Origin of the sequence: Streptomyces bicolor (assembly GCF_000719285.1) — a bacterium.
Classification (GTDB): domain Bacteria; phylum Actinomycetota; class Actinomycetes; order Streptomycetales; family Streptomycetaceae; genus Streptomyces; species Streptomyces bicolor.
In genome coordinates this window covers 158,057-182,478 of the sequence record NZ_JOFS01000005.1, presented here as the reverse complement: position 1 = coordinate 182,478, position 24,422 = coordinate 158,057, and the positions used below count along the sequence as shown (strand labels likewise).

The window sequence follows — 24,422 nt, the reverse complement described above, 5'->3', positions numbered from 1 at the left end:
GGTGCGGACGGCGCCGCCGGGGGGGGCAGCCCGTGAGGACCGACGAGTCGCCGGCCGATCCCCGAGTCCAGGCGCCTCAGCGAGCCCCTGAAGCAATGAGGCGTTCCTGGCCTACCGCGAGACCGGCCGCGTCGGCATCAAAGCCGCCGCTGTGCCTCCGAGTTCGGGCCGGCCATGCGACGGCGCGGCGCTGCCGCAGCTCGTGGGGGGGCTGCCGCCACCACATACCGGCGCTTCGCCCGCGGGCCGAGCCAAGGGGCCGGGGCAGGCCACACCGGGGCATTCTCGACGAACTCGGTGGCACGGGCGCATTGGCCTGGTCGCGGTGCGCGATCGAGTCCATGCTACCTTCGGCGCGTTCGTCAGCGAGCAGACTCGCCAGCCGTCCGCAGGTGGCCGGCCACGGGCATGCTGCTGGCGGACCGAAGCTTTTCCGGATTTATACCGTGACTCGCAGCCGCGGCGAAACGGGCGCCGACCGGCTGTGGCATGTCAAGATCACCGTGGTGCTGCCGGTGCGCTCGATCCTGGAAGACGCCCCTACCTCACCTGGCCAGGGCCGCGGCATGTTCCGCCGGTGATCCACGCCTGCCGACGACACCCAGCTGCCGAGGGTTCTCCAGGGGAAGGCCACGGCCGAGCGCGACGTCGAACCCCGGCGTGCCCTTCACTCGACGTCCTGCCCGTGGTCGCACACATCGATCATCGAGCGCACCGGAATCGACGCCACCTGCACCGCGGGAGAAACGGCGCGTATGACACAAGGCCGCCGCGACCCGCCGACTCTGGGAAGAGCGGAGCCCGCGCAGCTACCCGCACAGCCGTAAACGCCCCGTCGCCCGCCTGCCTGTCCCACCGCGCCGACCGACAACCGGCACCCCTCACTCAAGATCCACTACAAGATCGCGTTGCCGGTGAGAGCTTGATCCTTTGACGTTTCGGCATGGGTCTACAACGTCACGGTGGCGAGCAGGCCTGGACCCTTCACGCAGGCGGCATGGCCTCAGACTTGCCGGGGCGTGCGCTCCCCCGGGTCTCCCGTCTGGACTCCCAGCCCCATGGGGAAGTGGGCAGCCAGTTCCTGACGGAACGCTTCGGTGTCACCTTCCAGGGCAACCGCGGCCAACCGCTCGTGCTCGACGACCAGTTGCTGCGGGTCGTCGCTGTAAGTGCGGTGATCGACGCTGAGGTGGAGGCGCAGCTTGGTCTCCCAGCCGTTCCAGAGACTCTGCAGGACGCCGTGCCCCGAGAGATCGTAGAAGAGCCTGTGGAAGCGAAGGTGCGCGTCGATGCTGGCCGGGATGTCGTCCTTCTCCATGGCCCGCCGGAGATCCTCGACGGTCTGCAGCAACTGAGGCCGCTCAGGACCGCGCAGTGCTTCGGCCGAGAGCTCGGCGGCGTACGGCTCGACACGTAGCCGGACCGAGTCGATCTCGGCGACCTCACGAGCGCTCACCTCTACGACGAACGCCCCACGGTAGGGGATCTTGACGACGAGCCCTTCCTCCTCCAGTTTGGTCAGCGCCTCGCGCAGCGGGGACCGGCTGATCCCGAGATCCGCGGCGATGTGCGCCTCGCGCAGCTGGCCACCAGGAGGTACGGTCCCGTCGAGGATGGCGGCACGCAGTGTGCGGTAGACGCCGTCCGGCGTCGTCATCCGCTGCTCCTGCCACTCGAACTTGTGGTCCACCCCGTCGCCTTCCCTCAGTACCTGTCGACCATTTGGTCGTTTGTCGACTATACCTCTGCTGATTGAAGCCGCACCTCAAGTTGGTTGTCCGGCAGGGGGTCCGGCTCACGGGTCGCGGCGACAGGCCAGTGTCCCATGGGGTGCTGTTTGACTGTCAGGCCGATGCCTGTCCGGCGATAGCCGAGCACCCGACAGACCGGTGACGTTGCCGAGGCTCGCGGCCTGCTCGATGAGCCAGGGGAATCTCCTCGTACACCGCCGGACCGTCGCGTTACGGGTACGCCACGCCGAGCCGCGCGCGATCCGTTCCAGAGACTTGGCCACGACCTGGTCCGCATGCACAGAAGTGGATCAACGCCGGTCTGCCCTGGCACTCCTCTGGCACTGTTGACAGGCGCGACACATTTGGTCGACAATCGACTAACCAAATGGTCGACAATCGACCAGAGCGTCAGGCTGCTCCACGGAACACCAGGAGGACCGAGTGGGATTCGACGTCAAGCCCAAGTTCGCGACGTTCGACATGAACGGAACGCTGATCAAGTTCAGCATCAACGACACGATGCGTGAGGTCCTGGGCGACCTGCTGCCGGCCGAGGTCGCCGATGAATACCTGCGGATCTGCAAGGCGTACCGGATCGACGAGTGCACGGGCGCGTACCAGCCGTTCCACCAGGTCGTCGCGCGTTCCATGGAACGCGCCTCGCGCAAGGTCGGTCTCGAGTACCGCGAGGACGATGCGCGCGCGGTGTACGAGCGCATCCCCACCTGGGGCCCGTGGCCCGGTGTCACCGAGGCGCTGAACCGCCTGGCCGAGGCGGTCCCGCTGGTCATCATCACGAACAGCGACACCGCGCACGCCGTGCGCCTCGCGGAGAACCTCAAGGCCCCGTTCGAGGTCGTCATCAGCGCCGAGGAGATGGGCGTCTACAAGCCGCGACTCCGCGCGTTCGAGTACATGTTTGACAGGCTCGGCGTGACACCGGACGAGCTCGTGCACGTCTCCGCGAGCCCGATGTACGACCTGCGCTCCGCGGCCATCATGGGCATCGAAAACAAGGTGTACGTCGACCGCGGCTGGGAGCACGACGAGCACTGGCTCGGCTACGAGCGGATCACCGACATCGCCGACCTCCCGGTCCTCTTCGGCCTGCCGCGCCCGTGACACCCGAGCGGAGAAGCGAGAAATGACCGCAGCAAGGCGGTGGCGGCGTGAGTCGGCCCCTGCCTCAAACCGTCAAGGGTGACTCGGCGGCAGAAAGGCTCCGAGCGCTGGGACTGAAGCTGCCCGTCCTCGCCGACAGTGCGTACCTCGTGCCCCACCGGGCGGTGGGTTCCGCCATCCACCTCTCGGCACGCCGGACTTCGGTGAGCAGTCGCAGGTCGCCAACGCGGCCAGTGAACTGCTCATCGAGGTGCTGGGCGAGAACGGACGGCACGCCCGCACCGCGATCGGTGTCGCCGGGCTGCCCCTCAACACCCCTGTCGAGATCCAGGTGATCTGCACTGCGGTGTAGCGGCGAGCCCATCATGAGCTGTGCGGCTGTGCCCCGGCGTCAACAGGCACTCGACGCCCTCGCTCCAGCGCAGGTCCGCCCCGGAGGCCACACACCGCGAGCGTGAGGGGCAGATCCCGCTCAGGCGCCTCGCCCCTCCTCCAGTACCGGCCCCCGCGGTTCCCCGAGACAGAAGAAGGACACACCATGAACGCCCCTGCGGCACCACCCCGAAACGGAGAGCTCGGCTTCTGGGTGGCCCAACTGGCCGACAAGAGGCCCTCGTTCCCCCGTTTCACCGGCCAGGAATCCGTCGACATCGCCATTGTCGGCGGCGGCTACACCGGCCTGTGGGCGGCGTACTTCGCCAAGAAGCTCGAACCGTCGCTCTCGGTCGCCGTCTTCGAGGCCGAGCAGGTGGGTTACGGCGCATCGGGGCGTAACGGCGGCTGGCTCTCGGCGATGCCGCCGGGAAACCGTGCCACCTTCGCCCGCGCCGGGGGTGGGCTGCAGGCGAGCCGAGCGCTGCAGCAGGAGTTCGTCGCCGGCGTCGACGCGGTCCTGGACATCCTCCAGGCCGAGGGCATCGATGCCGGTCAGCACAAGGGTGGTGCGCTCGTAGCCGCCCACACGGAGGCGGGGCTGGGCCGACTGGTGGCCAGGCGTGATGCCGATCTGAAGTACGGGCTGACCGACGACGAAGTCCACATGCTCGGCCGGGACGAGTTCCGGAGCCGGATCAACATCTCCACCGTCCACGGCGGGCTCTTCTACAAGCACTGCGCGCGGATCCACCCCGCGAAACTCGTCTACGGTCTCGCCGACACCCTGACCTCAATGGGCGTGAGGATCTTCGAGGGCAGCCGGGTGGACAGTGTCGCGGGCAAGACCCTCACCTTGACCAACGGACGCGTCACCGCGGCCAAGACGTTCATCTGCACCGAAGGTTATTCGGGACCGCTGCTCGGCAGCCGGACCCTGATCCCTGTCAACTCCTCGATGATCGTGACCAAGCCCCTGCCGCAGGAGGCATGGCAGGAGATCGGCTGGGACGGACTCCAGTGCCTCAACGACTCCGCGCACACGTTCATCTACGCCCAGCGGACGTCGGACGGCCGTATCGCCATGGGGGGCCGCGGTGTCCCCTACCGCTTCGGGTCCGGCACCGGGGGAGCCGGTGCGACCGCCCAGTCCACCATCGACCTGATCTCGCACAAGCTCAGCACCTTCTTCCCGGGCATCCCCTTCGAGGTGGACCACGCCTGGTCGGGAGTCCTGGGCGTCACGCGCGACTGGAACGGCGGCGTCCACTGGGACCCGGCATCCGGGGTCGGATCGTCCACCGGCTACGCGGGACACGGCGTCACGTCGGCCTACGTCGGCGGCAGGACTCTCGTGGAGCTCGCCTTGGAGAAGGAAACCGAGCGGACCACTCTTCCCTGGGTCGGCTACCGGGCCCGGAAGTGGGAACCGGAACCCGTCCGCTGGCTGGGCGTTCACGCCATGTACCGGCTCTTCGGCATTGCCGACCGGTGGGAAGAGCGCAGGAACTCCGGCAAGACCTCACTCCTGGCCAGATTCGGCAGCAGACTCGCCGGACTTCACGAGTAAACGACAAAGGAAACCGCTCTCATGGACGCACAACTCGCCGTCATCGGCCTGGGCAGCATTGGAAGCATGGCCCTGTGGCAGGCCTCCCGGCTGACCGACTCGGTCGTGGGCTTCGAGGCCGCCACCCCCGCCCACGGCCGCAGTGCCGTGGGCGGGGACACCCGCCTGTTCCGCATGATCTACTTCGGGAAGCCCGACTACTACCCCATCATCGAACGCTCTCGGGGCCTGTGGGTCGAGCTCGAAACGGAAACCGGGCAGGACATCCTCACCACTACCGGGGGCCTGTCCATCGGGACGGCGAACGGCAGCTTCATCAACAGCCTTCTCGAGACAACGCGCATCAACGGAGCCGAGCACTGCGTCCTGAGCCGGGAGGAGTTGGCGGAACGCTACCCCCAGCACAACCTCCGCCCCGACGACTGCGCCATCTACGACCCCCGCGCCGGCGTTCTGCGCACCGACCGCGCCGTCAGCGCCGCCATCTCGGCGGCCCAGGCCAACGGCGCCACCGTACTTCAGAACACACCCGTGCACAGCATCACCGAAACCGACCATGGCGTGGTCGTCACGTCGGGCGACAGAACCTGGACGTTCGAGAAGGTCATCGTCGCCTCGGGCGGCTGGTCCCGCAGGCTCATGCCCGACCACCTCAAGGCCGTCACGGAAACCCATCGGATCGTCCTGACCTGGTTCATCGCCGAAGACGGCACACAGTTCTCGCCGGAGAACTTCCCCGTCTTCAGTCGGCTCTACGGCGATCGCTCGCTGTACGGCGCGCCCGCCGTCGACGGCGTGACGGTCAAGGCATCGGTGGACGGACCGCTGGACGGACGCGGAAGGGAAACTCCCGACCCGGACTCCGTGCCCAGGGAACTCACCCGGGAAGAAATCGAAAAGGTCACCGAGATCGTCACCGACTTCTTCCCCGGCCTGATCCCCACCATCGCGCGCTCCGACGCCTTCCCCGACCTTTTCACCGAGGACAGGCATCCCCTCCTCGGCTGGCTGGACGAGAACAGCAGGGTCTACTGTGCCACCGGGTTCTCCGGAAAAGGCTTCAAGATGGCCACCGGCTATGGCCACATCGCCGCACACGAGGCGCTCGGCAAACAGCCCGTCGAAGGCCTGGACTTCGTACGTCCGGACCGGTTCAAGACCAGGTAGCCCACCCACTTCCACGCCTCGGTGCAGCACCCTTGTTCTGGCTCACAGTCCAGATCAGAACGCCGGCGCAGCCTGTTCCTTCTTCGGACCCTGGGCGCGTGCCTTCAGCAGCGCGTCCTGCAGGCGGTTGTGGGTCATGGCCAGGCAGGCGTGCACCGCGCCGCATGCTACCGAGAGTCCCAGAACCTGGGAGACGGTCGTGATCCGGGGCACGGCCGGCAAGCTGTGTTCGAGTCGCTTGCGCACTTCGGGGAGCACCTCGTCCACCAAGGGCCGCAACCGGCCGACGAAGTAGACGTATTCGGGGTCGAGTGTCACGGCGACGATGCTCACGGCGGTCGTGACCGCCGTCGTGAATGCGTTGAGTATCTCCGCACGGGCTCGATGGTCCTGAGACGTGAGCCACAGGTCCTCGACGCGCTCGGTGTCCAGTCCGTGTTCACGAGCGAGCTGCGCAAGCCCTGCGGTGCTCAGCAGCCCGTTGAGGGTGCGGTCGTCGATGCCCGAGGAGAGGGAACCGATGTCGCCGAACGCAGGAGTACGTCCCCGAGCCAGCTCCCGGTCCCTGCACGTGGCGAAGTTCAGGATGCTGCTGACGCTGAACAGGGCAGCGTTATGGATGCTCAGGTCGTCCGTGAGCACCTGGAGCAGGGATGCGTTCGCGTCACTGTCGAAGGTCACCGGAGCGTCGAGGAGCTCTTCAACGATTCGGTGGAGACCTCTGCCGGAGAAGATTTTCATCGGATCGGCAGGCCGAAAGACTTCGGCGCCGTCGCGGACATGGGCGGGCAGTGCCACGACGATCTGGCGCCGGGGCCCTCGTGCCGAGGCGCTGGTCTGCGCGATCAGGTCGGCAAGCCACCGGCCGCCGGCGGGGACGTCGTGGTGCTCGACCGTCGGGACGACCACGTGTCCGATCTCACGGCCGCGCAGGTCGGTCACCAGCACCCCAGTGGTCACGGCGCCGAAGCCGACCCCCACGACGTGTCCGGCCGTCTCGGGCACATCGAGGTACGTCGACGGACGGCCACGCCCGACGACGGCGTCGACTCCCCCGTCCACGACGAACCCATCAGAGCGCAGGTCTTCGACGGCCCGCGACACCGTCGCCTTGCTCAACCCCGTGAACTCGATGAGCTTGTTCCGGGTCAACGGCGCATGGGAGAGAACCACGTCAAGGACACGTGCCTTGTTGTAGTCGCGTGGTGTGGGGTTGATGCTGCTCACCTCATGACCTTAGCGAGACCGTACCCAGCCCGAACCAGTGGTCTCGGTCGCCGGGGCGATCTCGGCGAGTGCGGCCGGGTCGGCCGTGTCGAAAGCCGACGAGTGTCGCCTCAGGGCGCCGCTCGAGGCGTGTCATGGCGGGTGCTCAGCAAGCGGTCCACGACCTCCTGCATGGCGACGGCCATGGCCCGCTCCACGTTGACCCAGTCGTCTCTGGCGTGCTCGAGCAGATATTCGCGACGGTCCGGCACCCGTTCCGCGCGCCAATGGGTGACCAGCGCACGGAGTGTCAGGCGGGCCAGCGCGGCCACAGGCAGGAGCGGGAGTTCGGAGTCCTTGATCGGCCGGGCCCGCTCGTATCCCGCGACGAAGGTGCATGCCTCACGCCAGGGATCCCGCGGTGTCCGGCCGAGAAGGTTCGCGAGAGACACCGCGGGATCAAAGATCAAAGCACTGCGCATGCTGTCACCGAAGTCGATCACTCCGGTGACGAAGCTGTCTGTCCGCGGATCCACCAGGACGTTGTAGGGGCTGTAGTCACCATGGATCACTTGGGTCTCGAGATCACCCAGCCTCGGAACGATGGCCTCGTGGAAAAGGCGGAACACTTCTTGAGCCAGCCGACGGTGCGCGGCGCCGGGCGCGTACTCGATGAGCTCCCGCAACTGGTCGAAGTGCCGAAGGTCCCACACGAGGCGCCGCTCGTCCGCTGGATGTCTGAATGACCGCAGAGCCATATCCACTCGCCCGAGCATCTGCCCGGCCTTGGCAAGCTGACAGGGATCGGGGTTCGTCCGCGCCAGGACGGCACCTTCGACGAAGTCGAAGACGCGCAGGACTCGCACCCCGCCGTCTTTCGTCTCGATCGGTACGTTGTCGCCGCCGTCGGTGGTCTCCTTGACCCGCTGGACGGGGAGATGAGGAGCTTCGGTTTCGAGGTGGCGCATCACAGCCGTCTGCAGAGCTACGACAGCTACCGCCTCGTCGGGCGGGGAAACCTTGACGAGATGGTCGTCCGTGCCGGTCCGCAGCCGGAACGTGTCGTCCTTCTCCGTTGCCAGCCGCTCGAGATGTCCGCTCAGCCGGTAGTGCCGGGCGAGGAGGGCGTCCACCACGTTCGTCTCGATGGGCTCGTGGGACGATGCCAGGCCGCTCTCCTCGAACAACTGCTGGGCGATACGTGCGGGGGGCGAGGTGTTCACCGTTCGGTCCCTTCGGCTTTCAGCCTGCTAGAGGCGAGTCTCGGCGATCTCCGCGAAGGTTTCGAGGAATCGCGTCACGTCAGCCGAGTCGAAGGCCAACGGCGGTCGGATCTTGAGCACATTGACTGCTTCGCCGGTGCCGCTGATGAGGACGCGACGCTCGCGCATGTCGTTGATGACGTCGTCGGCGCGAACACGATCGGGCTCCAGCGACTCCCGGTCCTTCACGATTTCGACGCCCACGTACAGACCGCTGCCGCGAACCTCCGCGACGTGGGCAGACTCACGAGTGATCTCCTCGAGGCCGGCTCGAAGCGCCCTGCCGTTGTCGAGAACTCGCTGCTGCACGTTCTCCGCTTCGAAGACGTCCAGAACCGCGGCACCGGCGGCCACCGCGATCGAACTGCCCGCGAAGGTGTTGAAGTAACGGACGTACCGCCCGAACTCGTCGCATACCTCGGGCCTGAACACCACGCCGGAGATCGGCATGCCGTTGCCCATGGGCTTGCCCATCGTGACGATGTCCGGGAGCACCCCATGGCGACTGAACCCCCACATCGACTCTCCGAGCCGGGCGAATCCCGACTGGACCTCGTCGGCGATGTACACGCCGCCCGCAGCGTGCACCTCCTCGACCATGTCACGCAGGTAACCGACGGGGTCGGTGAAGAGGCCGTCGCTGGAGTGCGCGCAGTCGGTGATCAGCGCCGCAAGCCTGTAACCGTGGCGCTCGAGGTCGTTGATCGCGCCGCGCACCTGGCTTCGCATGTGATCGGGAAGCGATGAACCCGGCGGGACGAGGCGCGGGTCAGGAGCATCGATGACCCGCACATTCGGCCCGAGCGGTGACCCCGCTCCGAGCGTCGGCGAGAAGCTCGCAACCTCGCGAGTCAGACCGTGGTAAGCCCAGCGAGTCACTACGATTCCCTCGCCACCCGTGTGGAAGCGAGCCACGCGCATGGCCAGGTCGTTCGCCTCCGACCCGCTGCACGCGAAGCTGACCCTCGAGAGCGCCTCGGGCATGGTCGCGAGAAGGCGCTCGGCGTAGTCGACGAGTGACTCCTGCACATACCGCGTGTTGGTGTTGACTGCCGCCATCTGGCGGGACACGGCCTCGACGACGTGCGGGTGTGCGTGACCGACGCACGGCACGTTGTTGTAGGCGTCGAGGTAGTCGTTGCCCTCCGGGTCGAACAGGTGAGCGCCTCGGCCGGAGACGAACTCGACCGGCTCCCGATAGTTCAGCGCGTAACCCGGGCCCAGCACGCTGTTTCGCCGCTTGACGGTGGACTGCAATCGCTCAGGCAGGCCACCGAGCGCTGCGGGGTCGAACCTATTGGGGTAGTTGGCCAGCGCTCGGCTCAGCGTGGAAGTCATCAGCAGATCCCCTCCTTCGTGGCTCGCATCTCATCGCGGCCGCTTCAGCCGCAGATCCTGATTGTTTCAGTTCCAGCCTGAAACTTATACCTCCCGTGCAGGCGCGGCAACCCTTGTGACGGCGAAGAGTGCCCGATGCGGTGGCCAGGGGCGATCAGTCACCGCAACCTGGTCGCCCGCCTGTAGGAGGGACCTGAGGGACCTGGCCTTCGCCGAGGAGCTGGCCGCCCGTGCCGCGGTGGCCATCGACAACGCCCGCCGCAACACCCGCGAGCACGCCCTCGCCGTGACCCTGCAGCGCAGTCTGCTGCCACGCTCCGTGCCCGACCAGTCCGCCGTCGAGGTCGCCCACCGCTATCTGCCCGCGCGGGCCGGCGTGGGCGGCGACTGGTTCGACGTCATTCCGCTGCCCGGGGCCAGGGTCGCGCTGGTGGTGGGTGACGTCGTCGGAAACGGCCTGCACGCCGCCGCCACCATGGGCCGGCTCCGCACGGCGGTGCGCAGCTTCTCGTCCCTCGATCTGTCCCCGGACGAGTTGATCAGGCATCTGGACGAGTTGGTCACCCAGGTCGATGACGAGAGGAACGACGGCGGGGGCAACGACAGCGAAGGAATCACGGGAGCGACCTGCCTGTACGTCGTCTACGACCCGGTGGCCGGACTGTGCTCGCTCGCCAGGTCCGGGCACCCGGAACCGGCCCTGGTACACCCGGACGGCACGGTCGAGCACATACTGGTGCCCGTCTCCCCGCCGCTGGGGCTGGGCGGCGGCACACCCTTCGAGAGCGCCGAATTCGCCCTGCCCGAGGGCTCCCAGCTGGTCCTGTGCACCGACGGTCTCGTCGAGGACCGCAACCGGGACATCGGCACCGGAATCGACATGCTGCGCGACGCCCTGGCAGGCTCCGGCCGGACCGCGGACGAAACATGTCAGGCGGTCCTCGACGCCCTGTTGCCGACCAGTCCGAGCGACGACATCGCCCTGGTCGTCGCCCGGACCCGCCTGCTTGCCCCCTCCCTGGTCGCCGACTGGGAGATGCCCGAGGATCCCGCCGCCGTCGCCGGGATCCGAGCCGATGTCGCCCGCCGCCTGGCGGAGTTGGGACTGGAGGAGCTCGCCTTCGCAACCGAACTCGTGATCAGCGGACTGGGTACCAACGCCATCCGCTACGGCTCCGAACCGAGACGGCTGCGGGTGCTCAGGGACGGCACCAGCTTGATCTGTGCGGTCGCCGACGGCAGCAGCACCTCACCGCACCTGCGCCGGGCGGCCGACACCGACGAGGGCGGGCGGGGCCTGTTCCTCGTAGCCCAGTTCACGCAGCGCTGGGGCACCCGCTACCTGCCCCGCGGCAAGGTGATCTGGACCAAGCAGTCACTCCTCAGCATGTCCACCGAGCCCGACGCGGACATGGCCGAAGCGCTGCTGGACCAATGGAGCGACGCTGATTGGTGATCGCCGTGACACTGGTGATCGGGCCGTGACACGGATGATCGCCGTGACTCGCGTCAGGGCCGGGTCTGACCAGCGTCCTCGCCGTGGGCTCAGAGCGCCGTGTAGCCGCCGTCCACGGGCAGTACAGCACCGGTGACATACGACGACTCCGGGCAGGCGAGGAAGAGAACCGCGTCGGCGACCTTGCTGGGTGTGGCGAGCCTGCGGAGCGGGATGGACTCTTCTCTGACGCGCTGGTAGGCAGCAGGATCGGGGCGTCGCTGGAATGAGGCCTCGATGATCGGCGTCATGGTCAGACCGGGCGCCACCACGTTGACGCGGATGCCACGGGGCGCCCATTCGATGGCGGCGCCGCGGGCGAGCGCGATGAGGCCGCCCTTGGCGGCGGAGTACAAGGTCTGGTTCGGCATGCCGACCATGCCGAGGCGAGAGCTGACGCACACCATCGACGCTCCCGACTCGGGGGCCAGCGGCATCAGGTGCTTCATGGCCAGGAAGGCGCTCAGGAGGTTGCTGTGGAGCAGGTCGCGTGCGTCATCGGCGGTTCGTCTCCGAGAGCGGGCCGGACTTCTGAAGGCCGTGGCAGAGAACGACCACTCCCACGTTTCCGAAGTGATCCCCCGCTCTGGCGGCGAGGTCGGAGACGAAGTTCTCGTCGTTGAGGTCACCCGCGAGGTAGAGATCGTCCGGATGGCTCTCGGGCAGCTCGGGTCGCCGTCCGGTGAGCAACAAGTTGGCGCCCTCTCGGCGGAAGTGGGATGCGACCGCCTGGCCGATGCCGCTGGGTGCTCCGGTGATCACAGCGTTCACGTCCTGCAGTCTCATGTTCGTTCCTCTTCGGTCGCGGACGGGCCTGTACAGGTGTCGGCGGCCGTCAGGGCAGTACCTGGCCGCTGCCGGCCACGACCTCCGGGCGGAGCAGGTCGGCGAGGGTCTCGGCCGGCAACAGTCCCTTCTCCAACACGAGTTCGGCCACACCCCGGCCGCTGACCAGCGCCTCCTTGGCGATGTCGGTCGCCGCCGTGTACCCGATGTGCGGGTTCAGGGCGGTCACCAGACCGATGGAGTTCTCCACACTCCGGCGCAGCGCCTCGATGTTGGCGGTGATCCCGTCCACGCAGCGCTCCGCCAGAGTCAGGCAGGCCGCCCGCAGGTGGGTGACCGACTCCGACAGGGAGTGCAGGATGACCGGCTCGAAGGCGTTGAGCTGGAGCTGTCCGGCCTCGGCCGCCATGGTGATGGCGACGTCGTTGCCGATCACCTCGAACGCGACCTGGTTGACCACCTCCGGGATCACCGGGTTGACCTTGCCCGGCATGATCGACGAACCCGCCTGCACCGGCGGCAGGTTGATCTCCCCCAGCCCCGCACGCGGCCCCGACGACAGCAGCCGCAGGTCGTTGCAGCTCTTGGACAGCTTCACCGCGATCCGCTTGAGCACACCGGACATCTGCACGAACGCCCCGCAGTCCTGCGTCGCCTCCACCAGATTCGCCGCCGTGACCAACTGAAGCCCGGTGATGCCGGCAAGGTGCCGGCGGGCCGACTCGGCGTACCCGGCAGGGGCGTTCAGGCCCGTGCCGATGGCCGTGGCGCCCAGGTTGATCTCATGGATCAACTCCACCGCCTCCGCGAGCCGGCTGCGGTCTTCCTCGATCATCACGGCGTACGCGGAGAACTCCTGCCCGAGCGTCATCGGCACCGCGTCCTGCAACTGCGTGCGGCCCATCTTCAGCACGTCACGGAACTCCACCGCCTTGCGCGCGAAGGAGTCCTGCAGGACGGCCATCGCCCTGAGCAGCCCACGGACCGCGAACACCGTCGCGATCTTCACCGCCGTCGGGTAGACGTCGTTCGTCGACTGCCCGAGGTTCACGTCCTCGTTCGGGTGCAGGTACCGGTACTCGCCTTTCGCGTGGCCCAGCAGCTCCAACGCCCGGTTGGCGACGACCTCGTTGGCGTTCATGTTCGTCGATGTCCCGGCACCGCCCTGGATGACGTCGACGACGAACTGGTCGTGCAGCTCACCGGCCCGGATCTCCCGGCACGCGGCGACGATCGCGGCCGCCTTCACCGGCTCCAGCAGCCCGAGCTCCTCGTTGGCGAGGGCAGCGGCCTCCTTCACGGCCGCGAGGGCGTCGATCAAGTGCGGGTACGCCGAGATCGGCGAACCGGTGATCGCAAAGTTCTCGGTCGCACGCAGGGTGTGGACACCCCAGTACGCCTCGGCGGGGACCTCACGGTCGCCCAGCAGATCGTGTTCGCCACGGGTGACGGCGGTCATGGATGTACGGCCTTCTCTCAGAGGACATCGCGGGGGCCTCCCTACTGCTGTGGGAAAGGCCCCCGGTGTGTCACCGATGTCGGCGCCTGCTCAGAGCAGACGGTCCTTCGCCTTGTAGTAGGCACCGCCGAACGGCAGGAACCAGGGAGTGCCGTTGTAGAAGGGGACGGGCACCTTCGGGAAGCCGAAGCCGCGCATCGGGTTGGCCTCCGGCTTGCCGTCCATCATCTCGGCGACCGCGCGGCCCATGTACGTGGCCATCTGCACGCCGTGACCGCAGTAACCCATGGAGTAGTACAGGCCGTTGACCTCGCCCGCGTGCGGAATGCGGTCCCAGGAGAAGCCGACCATGCCACCCCACACGTAGTCGATGCGCACCCCCGCCAGCTGCGGGAAGATCTCCGTCATCTCCCGCTTGAGGATGTCACCGCTCTTGACGTCGGACGCCGGATTGGACGGGGCGAAGCGGGCCCGGCCGCCGAAGGCGAGGCGGTTGTCCGGCGTGAGACGGATGTAGTTGCCGACATTCTTATGGGCGACCAGCAGACGGCCGTTGGGAATGAGCTCCTTGGCGCGCGCCTCCCCCAGCGGCTCGGTGACGATGATGAAGCTGCCGACGTTGATCAGCCGCTTGCGGAACCACGGCATCGACTGGTCGGTGTAGGCATCCGTCGCCGCCATGACCTGCTTGGCACGGATGGTGCCGCGCATGGTCTCCACCACGAAGCCGCCGCCAGGGAGGCGGGTGAGGCCGGTGGCGGCGTTGCGCTCGTGGATCTCGGCACCGGCACGCTCGGCGGCGTCTGCCAGGCCGACGACGAACTTGCCCACGTGCAGGGCTGCGCCGAGCGGGTCGAGCAGGGCGCCGTGGTAGTAGTCCGAGCCCAGCTCGGCGCGCAGCTCACTCTTGCTCAGGACGACCGTCTCGTGGCCGAAGTTCTCGGCCAGGTCGCGCTGCTTGGCGTGCATGCCCTCGAGGTGCTTGGGCTTGCAGACCAAGCCGAGGCGCCCGGCACGGTGGAAGTCGCAGTCGATCTTCTCCTTGACCGCGATCTCCTCGACGAGGTCCACTGCGACGCGGAACGCGTCGTAGAGCTCGCGAGCACGTTCCTGCCCGTAGCGCTGGCGGGCCTGGGCCGGGCTGATGGTGATGCCGGGGTTGCAGTGGCTGCCGTTGCGCCCGGAGGCGCCCGAACCGACCTGGTCCTTCTCGACCAGGACGACCCGGGCACCCTTGCGGGCGGCGTGGTAGGCGGTGGACAGGCCGGTGAGGCCGCCGCCGATCACCACCACATCCGCCTCGTCGGGCAGGTCCTTCCCGGAACGGTCGAGCAGGGCGGGGGCTGTGTCCATCCAGTAGGGGATCTGCTTCATGGCGTGCGTCCTCTGTTTTCTCTGTCTGTTTCGCCGGTGCGCTGTCGGTCAGCAGCCGAGCAGCTTCGGCAGGCCCGACAGGTCGGGCAGCTCGTCGTACGGCTGGTAGTCGGCGCTGCCCTTGCGGCCGTAGCGGTTGATCCACACCCGGCGCTTCAGGCCGAGGTCGCGGGTCGGGATGTGGTCGTACTCCCAGCCCTGGGCGACGTGGATGACCTGCGACGACTCGACACCCATGGTCCGGAAGGCGTGCTTGAAGGTCTGGCGGTCCGGCTTGTAGGCGCCGGCCTGCTGGGCGGTGATGACGTAGTCGAACTCGACGCCGATGTTCTCGACGTTCCGCGCGATCAGGTTGTCGTCGGAGTTGGAGATGATGGCGATCTCGTACTTGGTCTTCAGCTTCCGCAGGGCCTCCGGGACCTCCGGCCAGGGACCGAAGGTGGGGACGGCGTCCACGAGGGCCTCGCCGTCGGTCTCCCGGTACTCCAGGCCGTGCAGGCGCATGGCGTTGCGCAGACTGGAGTGCAGGACCTCGTGGTAGGGGCGGTAGGCCTCCAAGACGGCCTGGAAGCGCATGACGCGGAAGTCGTCGAGGAACTCGTCGACATCCAGGTTGTCCAGGTCGAGCCGGTCCTCCAGGACCTTCAGGGTCGTGGGACCGAGCTCGAAGTTGATCAGGGTGGCGTAGGCGTCGAAGGTGACGATCTCTCGCATGGTGTCCAGCCTTGCTCTCTCGGGGTGTTCAGGGGGGTGGGGGCTTCAGACGACGCGTTCGCCGGGGGCGACGATTGCGTCGAGTACGGCCAGGTCGGCCGGGCTCGGTATCCAGTCGGCCGCCGCCGCGTTGGCGGTGACCTGTTGAGGTGTCATGGCTCCGCAGATGACGGAACCGACGGCGGGGAAGGCCGCCAGTGCGCCGACCGCGACCTGGAGGAGGGTCAGTCCGCGGTCGGCGCCGTATGTGGTGAGCGCCTCGGCCCTGTCGAGGGCCGCGTCGGTGAGCCAGCCCTGGCGCCAGGACAGGCGGCTGCCGGGCGGGGGCTCCTCGCCGCGGCGGTACTTGCCGCTGAGCAGGCCGTTGGCCAGCGGGTAGTACGGCAGCAGTCCGACGCCGTGGCGCAGGCAGGCCGGGATCAGGTCCTGCTCCACGCCGCGGTCGAGCAGGTGGTAGCGGGCCTGGGTGGAGACGAAGGCGTCGGTGAGGTGCTCGGCCGGGAGGTTGGAGCAGCCGATGTACCTGATCTTGCCCTCGTCGACCAGCTCCTGGAGCGCGGCCACCGTCTCTTCCAGCGGCGTGATGCCGTCCGGTTCGTGGTACTGGTACAGGTCGATCCGGTCGGTGCCGAGCCGGGTCAGCGATGCCTCGACCGCGTACCGGAGATAGGCGCGGGATCCGCGCGGCCCGTACAGGTCGGCGTCCCGGCCCATCTCCATGCCGAACTTGGTGGCAAGCACCACGTGGTCGCGGCTGCCTTTGAGGGCGGCCCCGAGGAGCCGTTCACCGTCGCCGCGGAGGCCGCCCCGTTTCCCGGACCCGCCGTACATGTCGGCGGTGTCGAACAGGGTGATCCCGGCGTCGAGGGCAGCGTGGACGACTGCCTTCGTGCCGTCCTCGTCGAGGCGGGCGCCGAAGTTGTTGCCGCCTACGCCGACCACCGACACGATCGGGCCGCGCTCTCCGAGCGATCGGTATCTCATGACCGGCTGCCGAACCCGATGCAGACGTTCTTGGTCTGCAGGTAGCTCGCCAAACCTTCGAGACCCTTCTCCCTGCCCCAGCCGCTGTGCTTGTAGCCGCCGAAGGGCAGTTCCACGCCGGTGCCGACGCCGGTGGCGTTGACATAGACCTGGCCGGCCCGGATGCCCTCGGCCAGGCGCATCGCCTTGTCGATGTCGCGGGTCCAGACGTAGGAGGCGAGGCCGTACGGGCTGTCGTTGGCGATCTCCAGGGCCTCGTCCGCGTCGTCGAACTCGATGACCGTGACGACGGGGCCGAAGATCTCCTCGCGGGCGCACCGGGCCTGGTTGTCCAGTCCGGTGAGGACGGTCGGCTGGACGTAGTAGCCGTCGGCCAGTTCGGGGTCGGTGGGGGCGCCTCCGCCGGCCCGTGCCACGGCGCCTTCCTCGCGGGCCAGTTCCAGGTAGCCGAGGACCCGGTCCCGCTGCCGTGCGGCCACGAGGGGGCCGACGTCCGGGTCGCTGAGACCGGGGCCGATGCTGAGCGAGGCGGCGTGCGCGACGAGCTTGTCCAGGAACTCCTCGGCGCCGCGCTGGAGGAGCAGCCGGGTGCCGGCCGAGCAGGTCTGTCCGGCGTTGCCGAACGCGGAGGCGGCGACGGCGCCGAGCGCCGCGTCGAAGTCGGCGTCGGCGAAGACGACGACCGGCGACTTGCCGCCGAGTTCCGTGACCGAGGGGACCACGTTGGCGGCGGCCGCCTGGGCGACCTTGATGCCGGTGGGCACCGAGCCGGTGAAGGTGACCTGGTCGATGTCCGGGTGGCCGGCGAGGGCCGCGCCGGTCTCGCCGTCACCGGGGACGACGTTGAGGACGCCCGGCGGGAGACCGCATTCCAGGGCGATCCTGCCGATCTCCAGCGGGGTGAGCGGTGCCTCCGGGGATGGCTTGAGCACCACCGTGCAGCCCGCGGCCAGCGCGGGGGCGGACCCCCGCGCGGTGTTCTGCAGCGGGTAGTTGAAGGGGATGATGTGGCCGGAGACGCCGATCGGCTCGCGGACGGTGTAGTCGAGCAGGCCGGGTCCGAGCGGGACCGTCGAGCCGCCGAGCTTGTCGGCGACGCCCGCGTAGAACTCGAAGTAGCGGGCGGCCGCCTCGACATCGGCCTTGGCCTGGCGGAGCGGCTTGCCGACGTCCTGGCTCTCCAGGCGGGCCAGCCGTTCGCCCTGGTAGCGGATGGCCTCCGCGATCCGGTACAGGATGCGGCCCCGGTCGGCGGCACGCATCCCGGCCCACTCGGGAGCGGTGAAGGCCGCGCGCGCGGCGGCCACCGCCTGGTCCACGTCCGCCTTGCCGGCCAGCGCCACCTGAGCGATGGCCGTGTCGTTCGACGGGTCGAGGACGGTGAAGGAGCGTCCGTCGGCGGCCGGGACCTGCTTGCCGTCGATCAGCAGCTCGGTCAGTTGCAGTTCGCCGCTCATGGCTGAATCTCTCCCAGCACCTCTCCGAAGATGACGACCTCGTCGCCCGGGCGGACCGTGCGGATCCGGCGGACCCAGAGCACGATGCCGTCCTGCGGCGCGCTGACCTCTTCCAGCTTGTTGCCGTAGTGGTCGGTGATGGTGGCGATCAGATCGCCTTCCTTGCAGGTCTCCCCCGGCTCGGCGCGGGCGACGAAGAAGCCGCCGGAGGCGGAGCGGGCGAACGTGCCGGAGACGGTCGTGTAGGTGTCCCGCAGCTCCGCCTCGCCGTCGATCATGCCGAGGCTGCGCAGGATGTTGCGGATCGAGTTCATGTGGTGCTCGACGTTGGTCTCGCGGTACGTGGCGCCGCCGCACTCGATGGTGATGGCGGGCTTGCCGGCTTCGAGGACGGGGTGGCGGACCGTGCCGCCCCACTTGCCGCCCTTCCAGACCAGCTCGTGCCCGGCGGCGAGCGCCAGGTCCGTCGCCAGGTCCTCGTAGCCGCCCTGGAGGATGACAAGCGGGGCGATCTCGCCGTAGGCGCCACCGGTGTGCAGGTCGACCACGGCGTCGACGGCCGGCACGACCTGCTCGACGAAGGTGGCGGCCAGGCGCTGCGAGTACGAGCCCTCCGCGTCACCCGGGAAAATGCGGTTGAGGTTGAGGTGGTCGATGCCGCTCGCGCGGGCCGCCGCCTCGAAGGCCGGGGTGTTCAGGCAGGGGATGCCGACGACGGTGCCGCGCAGGGTGGCCGGGTCGATCTCGGCGAGCACGCGGCGGATGGCTTCCTGGCCGTCGTACTCGTCGCCGTGCACGCCCGCGTCCACGCACAGGACCGGGCCGTCCTGGGCGCCGTTGACGACGATCAGCGGAATGCCGAGCTCCACGCCGTAGCTGCTGGTGCCGACCGGGATGAGGCCCTGGGCGCGCTCGCCTGGGGCGACGGTCAGCGGACCGATGGAGTACATGTGGATCCTTTCCAAGAGGTGGATCAGATGCGGGCCGATGCCTCGGCGAGGACGCCCGCGATGATCGCGGCGATACGGTCGAGGACGGCGCGGTCGCTGATCAGCGGGGGCGCGATCTGGACCAGCGGCGCGGAGCGGTTGTAGACGCGGGCCAGCAGGCCGGCCTCGCGCAGCCGACGCGGGATCAGGTCGACGATCAGCTCGGTTCGGGCCTTGGCGCTGAAAGCGCCGTCGTCGAGGTCGCCGGTGAGTTCGCAGGAGTAGAAGAACCCGGTGCCGCGGACGTCGCCGACGATCGGCAGGTCCTTGAGCGCCGCCATGCGGTTGGCCAAGTCCCCTTGGAGACCGCGGACGTTGTCCAGGATGCGGTCCCGCTCCATGATCTCCAGGTTGCGCAGGGCGAGGGCCGTGCTCAGCGGGTGTCCAGCGAAGGTGTAGCCGTGGTTGAGAACCTCACCGGGCCGGTTGATGACATCGGTGATCTTGGTGCCGACCAGGGTCGCGCCCAGGGGCGCGTATCCAGCGGTGACGCCCTTGGCGACCGTGACCATGTCCGGGCGGGCGTCGTAGCGGTCGCCGCCGAACCACTCGCCGATCCGGCCGAAGCCGGTGATCACCTCGTCGGCGACGAGCAGGAAGCCGTACCGGTCGGCCAGCGCCCGCAGCCCCTGCCAGTAACCCTGGGGCGGGGTGATGCAGCCGCCCCGGTTCTGCACCGGCTCGGCGATGAGCATCGCGACGGTCTCCGGGCCCTCGGTCAGGATCGCGGCCTCCAACTCCGCGAGCAGCCATGCCGTGTAGACCTCGTCGTCCGCGAACTCCGGTGCCAGGCCGAAGCGGTTGGTGTTCGACACGAACCGGGTGTCGATCGCCGACGGACCGTACGGCTCCGTCAGGCCGGGGTCGTCGTTGAAGGACAGGGTGCCGATGGTCAGGCCGTGGTAGGCGCCGCGCCGGGCGATCGCCTTGGTGCGGCCCGGCTCGCCGCGCAGGGCGTGGTAACGGCGGGCTATCTTCCAGGCGGTCTCGACGGCTTCGGCGCCGCCGCTCGAGAAGAAGGTGTGCTCGATGTCGACGGGGGCGATCCGGGACAGCCGCTCGGCGAGTTCGATGGCCGAGGGGTGCGCGGAGCCGGTCCACAGCGGGCTGTAGCACAGCTCGCGCAGCTGTCGTTCGGCCGCCTCGGCGAACTCGGGGCCGTAGGAGTAGCCGAGCTGGCAGCAGTACAGCCCCGACAGGCCGTCGATGTAGCGCCTGCCGTCCGCGTCGTCGACGTACGGGCCCTCCCCTCGCTGGACGACGAGGAGGTCTTCGCCCTCGTCGCCGAGCGATCCGTTGGCGGTCATGTGCAGCAGCAGGTGCCGCTGAGCGGTGGCCGCGGTCAGTTGAGCGGCGGCGGTCATGGTCATACGGCTTCGCCTCCGGGGTTGGCGACTCCCACCGTGTTCTCGACCGAGAGCAGGGAGTCCTGCCGGCCGGAGCCGATCCAGCGGACCAGGGCCACCAGGCCCAGGGCGAGGATGGCGAAGGCGATGAGGATGGCGCTGACCGCCGTCACGCTGGGGTCGATCTCGAAAGTGAGGGAGTTGTAGACCTGCACCGGCAGGGTGACGGTGTCGACGGAGGACAGGAACTGGGAGATGTAGAACTCGTCGAAGCTGGTGATGAAGGAGAAGATCGCTGCCGCGATCATGCCGGGCGCGGCGAGCGGGAAGGTGATCTTCCGGGCGATCGTCAGGCGGCCGGCGCCCATGCTGGCGGCGGCGTCCTCCAGCCGTTCGTCGATCCCGCGCAGGGTCGCGATCAGGATCAGCACCGCGATCGGCGAGGCCAGCACCGTGTGACCGAGCGCGATCGCGATCGGGCTGCCCAGCATCGCGGCCGGCTCGAACAGCAGGAACAGCCCGAGCGCGGTGACGATCTGAGGGATGACCAGCGGTCCGAGGACCAGGGCGAAGACCGCCGAGCGCAGCGGGAGTTCGCTGCGGACCAGCGCGGTCGCCGCGGTCACCCCGATGATCAGGGAGAAGACCGTGCTCATGGCTGCGACCAGGGCACTCAACGACAGCGCGGCTGGCCATTTGCTGCCGTCGGCGAACAGGGCCTTGTACCAGTTCAGCGTCCACGCCTCGGGCGGGAAGGAGGCGAAGGCGTTGTTACTGAAGGAGGTGACCAGGATGACGACGATCGGCAGAGCCAAGAACAGCAGGATCACAGTGGCCACGGCCGTGAGGGCGATGCGTCCGGCGAGGGACTTGCGCAGCTCCATCATGTGGCGCTCCTCTTCTTCCGGCTGGCGCCCAGGGAGCTGACGGCCTTGACCAGCAGCAGTCCGGCCAGGGTGAGGACCAGCAGGATGACGCCCTGGGCAGCGGCGCCGTTCCACTGGTTTTCCTTGGTGACCTGCTGGTTGATGAGGGTGGCGATCATCGTCTGGTTGGGGCCGCCCATCAGAGCGGGGGTGATGTAGTAGCCCAGCGACAGGATGAAGCTGAGCAGTCCGGCACTGGCCAGCCCGGGAGCGACCAGCGGCAGGTAGATCCGGCGGAAGATGGTCACCTTGCCCGCGCCCATGCTGGACGCGGCCGCCAGCAGCCGCCGGTCCACCCCGCGCATCACCCCGTACAGCAGCAGCACCGTGTACGGCAGCATCATCGACGTCGTACCGATGACCACACCCAGCTCGTTGTAGAGCAGCTGGAACGGCGCGCCCGGGACCGACATGGCGGTCAGAGACTCGTTCACCAGGCCCTTGTCGCCGAGCATGATGATCCAGCCGTAGGTGCGTACCAGGGCGGAGACGAAGTGCGGGACGACCACGACCAGCATGGCCAGGCCGGCCAGGATGGGCCTGAGCCGCGTGATCGCCTGGGCCAGGACGAACCCGAACACCAGGCTCAGCACGGCTGTTTCGGCGGAGATCCGCAGCGTGGTGAACAGCACCGACAGGTTCACGCCGGTCAGCGCGTCGGCGTACCAGTGCAGGGTGAACGAGCCGTCAGCGTCCTTCAGGCTCAGCAGCAGCGTGCTGAAGATCGGGTAGACGAACAGCAACAGCAGGTAGACGACGACCGGCAGCGCGTACAGGATCCCGACCCGGGTCCGGCGTGATGCGAGGAGTTTGCGCGGACGGGCGGGGGCCCCTGCGGTGAGGGTGGCGGCCATGGCTCACCCCGCCTTTTCGTCGGTGGGGAAGAGGTTGACGTCGTCCGCGTCGGCGGTGATCCCGACCCGCTCCCCGGCGACCGGGCCCCGGCCGGCGGGGACCTCCAGGCGCACCAGAGGCCCGTCACCACCGTCGATGCGTACGCCCGCACGGACCAGCGTGCCCACGTACGTGGCCATCTCGACCGTGCCGGTACAGAAGCCGTCGTCGGTGGCGCAGGCCCGGAGCCGGCCCGGCTGCACAGCGACCTTCACCTCGGTGCCGGAGGGCAGGTCGTGGCGGCGCGCCTTCAGCAGAGTGCCGGACTGGGTAAGGCGGACCAGGGTGTGCTCGCCGTCATGCTTGTCGATGCGGCCGGGCAGGAAGTTGGCCGCGCCGAGGAAGTCCGCCACGAACGGGGTCTTGGGCCGCTCGAACAGCTCCCTCGGTGTGTCGAACTGCTCGATCAGCCCGTTGCGCATCACCGCGATGCGGTCGGACATGACCAGCGCCTCTTCCTGATCGTGCGTCACATAGATGACGGTCAGGCCGAGTTCCTGCTGAATGGTCTTGATCTCGACCTGGAGCTGGTCACGCAGCTTCTTGTCCAGCGCACCCAGCGGCTCGTCCATGAGGATGACCGGCGGGCGGTAGACCAGCGCCCGGCACAGGGCAACCCGCTGCTGCTGACCACCGGACAGCTCACGCGGCTTACGGCCGCCGAACCCGGACAGGCCAGCGATCTCCAGCGTCTCCCCCACCCGCCGGCGGATCTCATCCTTCGGCACTCCGCGCAGCGTGAGCGGGAAGGCGACGTTCTCCTGCACGGTCATGTGCGGGAAGAGCAGGTACTGCTGGAAGACGAAGCCGAGGTTCCGCTTCTGCGGGGCGAGCCGGGTGACGTCGCGGCCGCCGACGGTGATGGTGCCGGAGTCGGGTTCGCAGAACCCGGCGATCATCATCAGCGTCGTGGTCTTGCCCGACCCGGAGGAGCCGAGGAAGGTCACGAACTCCCCGGCCGCGATCTCCATCGACGCCTCGTCGACGGCGACCACGTCCCCGTAGGTCTTACGCAATGCCACTACCGACAGCGCCTTGCCGGTCGCCGTGGCCGGCTTGTTGCCGGCCACCTTGACGGACGGTGCGGCGATACCGAATTCAGCCACGAGCCCACTCCAACCAGCGCTTGGTGACGGCCGATTCGTTCTTCAGCCACCAGTCGATGTCCGTGTCGAAGCCCTTGTCGTAGTACTTGGGCGCACCCGCGAGCGCGTTGCGCTCGTCCTCGGTGAGCTTTTCGTAGGCCAGCGGGGACGACGGGTTCGACGGGAACGCCTTGGCCAGGGCGGCCTGGCTCTCGGCACGCAGCGAGAAGTCCATCAGCTGGTACGCGGCGTCCGCGTTGGCCGCGCCCTTGGCGATGGCATAGCCCTGGAACTGCCGGCGCATACCGTTGAGCTGCCGCTCCACCGGGACGCCCTGCTTCTGCAGGTCGGCGAGTCGGCCGTCCCAGACGGTGGACATCGTCACTTCCTGGCGGCTGAGCAGCACACCGGGCAGCGGGCCGCTGTCCCAGAACTTCTTGATGTCGCCCCGCAGCCGGGTCAGCACCTTGAAGGCGCGCTCCACGTCCAGCGGGTACAGCTTGTCCATCGGGACGCCGTCGGCCAGCAGCGCGAACTCCAGCTCGGGCAGGTCGCCGTCCGGGTTGCACATCGAACGGCCGCCCTGGAACGCCCGGATGTCCCAGAAGTCCGCCCACGACTCGGGCTTCTTACCCCCGAAGGCGTCCGTGCGGTACGCCATACACGCGCCGTAGAAGCTGCTGCCGATGGCATGGTCGGTGATCTGGTTCTCGGGGATCTTCGCGCTCTTCACGCTCTTGACCCGGTCGAGGTCCAGCGCCTCCAGCGCGTCCTGCTTGACGTACTTCGTGTGGGACATCATCGAGTTGTTGATGAGGTCGCACTGCGGCCGGCCCTGCTGGATCTGCGCCAGCAGCGGAGCGTCGTCCAGGTTCAGCACCTTGACGGCGATGCCGGTCTCCTGGGTGAACGGCGTGTAGATCGCCTTCTGAAGGGCCGCACCATAGGAACCGCCGCTGTCACGGACGACCACCGTCTTGCCGCCCTTACCGCCGCCGGCCGAGGCGCGGCTGGTGCCGGTACCGCAGGCGCTGAGGGTGGTCGCGGCGGCGACACCCGCAGTGACCCCACCTATTCCTCGCAGGAACAGTCTGCGGTCTATTCGGGCATCTTTCATCGTGTGCCTCCTGGGTGGTGCTGGCC

21 protein-coding genes and 1 pseudogene are annotated in these 24,422 nt (G+C 68.3%); 5 read left to right on the top strand and 17 right to left on the bottom strand.

The window, feature by feature from the left end; all coding sequences use genetic code 11:
• Positions 1 to 446: 446 nt before the first annotated feature.
• A complete protein-coding gene (locus IF78_RS50385) occupies positions 447 to 581 on the top strand; it encodes a hypothetical protein (protein WP_267883003.1) in 135 nt (44 codons plus the stop codon).
• Positions 582 to 1,003: 422 nt separating this feature from the next.
• Here the strand turns inward: IF78_RS50385 and IF78_RS0106995 are convergent, their stop codons facing one another.
• On the bottom strand, positions 1,004 to 1,690 hold the full coding sequence (locus IF78_RS0106995; protein WP_031488113.1) for a GntR family transcriptional regulator: 687 nt from the start codon (positions 1,688 to 1,690) through the stop codon (positions 1,004 to 1,006).
• A gap of 484 nt (positions 1,691 to 2,174) precedes the next feature.
• On the opposite strand from IF78_RS0106995, the gene IF78_RS0106990 reads away from it, so the two are divergent.
• The 3 genes from IF78_RS0106990 (at position 2,175) to solA (ending at position 5,964) form a co-directional block, all read left to right on the top strand.
• Positions 2,175 to 2,855 (top strand): haloacid dehalogenase type II, encoded by a 681-nt coding sequence (locus IF78_RS0106990; protein ID WP_031488112.1) that lies wholly within the window; start codon positions 2,175 to 2,177, stop codon positions 2,853 to 2,855.
• Between the two features lie 538 nt (positions 2,856 to 3,393).
• Positions 3,394 to 4,797, top strand: a complete 1,404-nt coding sequence (locus IF78_RS0106980; RefSeq protein WP_031484200.1) for an NAD(P)/FAD-dependent oxidoreductase — start codon at positions 3,394 to 3,396, stop codon at positions 4,795 to 4,797.
• 21 nt (positions 4,798 to 4,818) lie between these two features.
• A complete protein-coding gene (gene solA, locus IF78_RS0106975; protein ID WP_031484198.1) occupies positions 4,819 to 5,964 on the top strand; it encodes an N-methyl-L-tryptophan oxidase in 1,146 nt (381 codons plus the stop codon).
• Positions 5,965 to 6,018: 54 nt separating this feature from the next.
• On the opposite strand, the gene IF78_RS0106970 is transcribed toward solA, so the two are convergent.
• The 3 genes from IF78_RS0106970 to IF78_RS0106960 all read right to left on the bottom strand — a co-directional run bounded on the left by IF78_RS0106970 (position 6,019) and on the right by IF78_RS0106960 (position 9,770).
• Positions 6,019 to 7,191, bottom strand: coding sequence for an ROK family transcriptional regulator (locus IF78_RS0106970; RefSeq protein ID WP_031484196.1), 1,173 nt, complete (start codon positions 7,189 to 7,191; stop codon positions 6,019 to 6,021).
• Between the two features lie 110 nt (positions 7,192 to 7,301).
• The gene (locus IF78_RS0106965) at positions 7,302 to 8,357 is read right to left on the bottom strand and encodes a phosphotransferase (protein WP_234439867.1); all 1,056 of its coding nucleotides are present in this window, start codon (positions 8,355 to 8,357) and stop codon (positions 7,302 to 7,304) included.
• A gap of 63 nt (positions 8,358 to 8,420) precedes the next feature.
• On the bottom strand, positions 8,421 to 9,770 hold the full coding sequence (locus tag IF78_RS0106960; RefSeq protein WP_031484192.1) for an aspartate aminotransferase family protein: 1,350 nt from the start codon (positions 9,768 to 9,770) through the stop codon (positions 8,421 to 8,423).
• 199 nt (positions 9,771 to 9,969) lie between these two features.
• Between IF78_RS0106960 and IF78_RS0106955 the strand changes: the two are divergent.
• Positions 9,970 to 11,226, top strand: a pseudogene (locus IF78_RS0106955) (ATP-binding SpoIIE family protein phosphatase); the annotation flags it as partial.
• A gap of 89 nt (positions 11,227 to 11,315) precedes the next feature.
• Here the strand turns inward: IF78_RS0106955 and IF78_RS50380 are convergent.
• The 13 genes from IF78_RS50380 to IF78_RS0106895 all read right to left on the bottom strand — a co-directional run bounded on the left by IF78_RS50380 (position 11,316) and on the right by IF78_RS0106895 (position 24,396).
• The gene (locus tag IF78_RS50380; RefSeq protein WP_425314602.1) at positions 11,316 to 11,732 is read right to left on the bottom strand and encodes an SDR family NAD(P)-dependent oxidoreductase; all 417 of its coding nucleotides are present in this window, start codon (positions 11,730 to 11,732) and stop codon (positions 11,316 to 11,318) included.
• Between the two features lie 28 nt (positions 11,733 to 11,760).
• Positions 11,761 to 12,051 (bottom strand): SDR family NAD(P)-dependent oxidoreductase, encoded by a 291-nt coding sequence (locus IF78_RS50375; protein WP_267882964.1) that lies wholly within the window; start codon positions 12,049 to 12,051, stop codon positions 11,761 to 11,763.
• Positions 12,052 to 12,100: 49 nt separating this feature from the next.
• Entirely contained in the window at positions 12,101 to 13,510 is a 1,410-nt protein-coding gene (aspA, locus tag IF78_RS0106945) for an aspartate ammonia-lyase (RefSeq protein ID WP_031484187.1), read from the bottom strand.
• Positions 13,511 to 13,600: 90 nt separating this feature from the next.
• Positions 13,601 to 14,884, bottom strand: a complete 1,284-nt coding sequence (locus IF78_RS0106940) for an NAD(P)/FAD-dependent oxidoreductase (RefSeq protein WP_031484185.1) — start codon at positions 14,882 to 14,884, stop codon at positions 13,601 to 13,603.
• A 48-nt stretch (positions 14,885 to 14,932) separates the two neighbouring features.
• Entirely contained in the window at positions 14,933 to 15,598 is a 666-nt protein-coding gene (locus IF78_RS0106935; RefSeq protein ID WP_031484183.1) for a haloacid dehalogenase type II, read from the bottom strand.
• Between the two features lie 45 nt (positions 15,599 to 15,643).
• Positions 15,644 to 16,582, bottom strand: a complete 939-nt coding sequence (locus tag IF78_RS0106930; protein ID WP_031484181.1) for an aldo/keto reductase — start codon at positions 16,580 to 16,582, stop codon at positions 15,644 to 15,646.
• A complete protein-coding gene (locus IF78_RS0106925; RefSeq protein ID WP_031484180.1) occupies positions 16,579 to 18,039 on the bottom strand; it encodes an aldehyde dehydrogenase family protein in 1,461 nt (486 codons plus the stop codon). The genes IF78_RS0106930 and IF78_RS0106925 overlap by 4 nt, the downstream gene beginning before the upstream one ends.
• Positions 18,036 to 18,989: a succinylglutamate desuccinylase/aspartoacylase family protein gene (locus IF78_RS0106920; RefSeq protein WP_031484178.1), complete on the bottom strand. Its 954-nt coding sequence runs from the start codon at positions 18,987 to 18,989 to the stop codon at positions 18,036 to 18,038. Before IF78_RS0106920 ends, IF78_RS0106925 begins: the two co-directional genes overlap by 4 nt.
• 23 nt (positions 18,990 to 19,012) lie before the next feature.
• Positions 19,013 to 20,398: an aminotransferase class III-fold pyridoxal phosphate-dependent enzyme gene (locus IF78_RS0106915; RefSeq protein WP_031484177.1), complete on the bottom strand. Its 1,386-nt coding sequence runs from the start codon at positions 20,396 to 20,398 to the stop codon at positions 19,013 to 19,015.
• Positions 20,395 to 21,261 (bottom strand): ABC transporter permease, encoded by an 867-nt coding sequence (locus IF78_RS0106910; RefSeq protein WP_031484175.1) that lies wholly within the window; start codon positions 21,259 to 21,261, stop codon positions 20,395 to 20,397. Before IF78_RS0106910 ends, IF78_RS0106915 begins: the two co-directional genes overlap by 4 nt.
• On the bottom strand, positions 21,258 to 22,154 hold the full coding sequence (locus IF78_RS0106905; RefSeq protein ID WP_031484173.1) for an ABC transporter permease: 897 nt from the start codon (positions 22,152 to 22,154) through the stop codon (positions 21,258 to 21,260). Before IF78_RS0106905 ends, IF78_RS0106910 begins: the two co-directional genes overlap by 4 nt.
• A 3-nt stretch (positions 22,155 to 22,157) precedes the next feature.
• Entirely contained in the window at positions 22,158 to 23,300 is a 1,143-nt protein-coding gene (locus tag IF78_RS0106900; protein ID WP_031484171.1) for an ABC transporter ATP-binding protein, read from the bottom strand.
• Positions 23,293 to 24,396: an extracellular solute-binding protein gene (locus tag IF78_RS0106895; protein ID WP_031484169.1), complete on the bottom strand. Its 1,104-nt coding sequence runs from the start codon at positions 24,394 to 24,396 to the stop codon at positions 23,293 to 23,295. Before IF78_RS0106895 ends, IF78_RS0106900 begins: the two co-directional genes overlap by 8 nt.
• Positions 24,397 to 24,422: the final 26 nt, after the last annotated feature.

Coding starts and splice junctions, on each gene's coding strand:
- IF78_RS0106980 (WP_031484200.1), top strand. CDS start 3,394: ATGAACGCCCCTGCGGCACCACCCCGAAACGGAGAGCTCGGCTTCTGG.
- IF78_RS0106960 (WP_031484192.1), bottom strand. CDS start 9,770: ATGACTTCCACGCTGAGCCGAGCGCTGGCCAACTACCCCAATAGGTTC.
- IF78_RS0106895 (WP_031484169.1), bottom strand. CDS start 24,396: ATGAAAGATGCCCGAATAGACCGCAGACTGTTCCTGCGAGGAATAGGT.
- IF78_RS0106930 (WP_031484181.1), bottom strand. CDS start 16,582: ATGAGATACCGATCGCTCGGAGAGCGCGGCCCGATCGTGTCGGTGGTC.
- IF78_RS0106925 (WP_031484180.1), bottom strand. CDS start 18,039: ATGAGCGGCGAACTGCAACTGACCGAGCTGCTGATCGACGGCAAGCAG.
- IF78_RS0106920 (WP_031484178.1), bottom strand. CDS start 18,989: ATGTACTCCATCGGTCCGCTGACCGTCGCCCCAGGCGAGCGCGCCCAG.
- aspA (WP_031484187.1), bottom strand. CDS start 13,510: ATGACCGCCGTCACCCGTGGCGAACACGATCTGCTGGGCGACCGTGAG.
- IF78_RS0106905 (WP_031484173.1), bottom strand. CDS start 22,154: ATGGCCGCCACCCTCACCGCAGGGGCCCCCGCCCGTCCGCGCAAACTC.
- IF78_RS0106910 (WP_031484175.1), bottom strand. CDS start 21,261: ATGATGGAGCTGCGCAAGTCCCTCGCCGGACGCATCGCCCTCACGGCC.
- IF78_RS50375 (WP_267882964.1), bottom strand. CDS start 12,051: ATGAGACTGCAGGACGTGAACGCTGTGATCACCGGAGCACCCAGCGGC.
- IF78_RS0106940 (WP_031484185.1), bottom strand. CDS start 14,884: ATGAAGCAGATCCCCTACTGGATGGACACAGCCCCCGCCCTGCTCGAC.
- solA (WP_031484198.1), top strand. CDS start 4,819: ATGGACGCACAACTCGCCGTCATCGGCCTGGGCAGCATTGGAAGCATG.
- IF78_RS0106915 (WP_031484177.1), bottom strand. CDS start 20,398: ATGACCATGACCGCCGCCGCTCAACTGACCGCGGCCACCGCTCAGCGG.
- IF78_RS0106935 (WP_031484183.1), bottom strand. CDS start 15,598: ATGCGAGAGATCGTCACCTTCGACGCCTACGCCACCCTGATCAACTTC.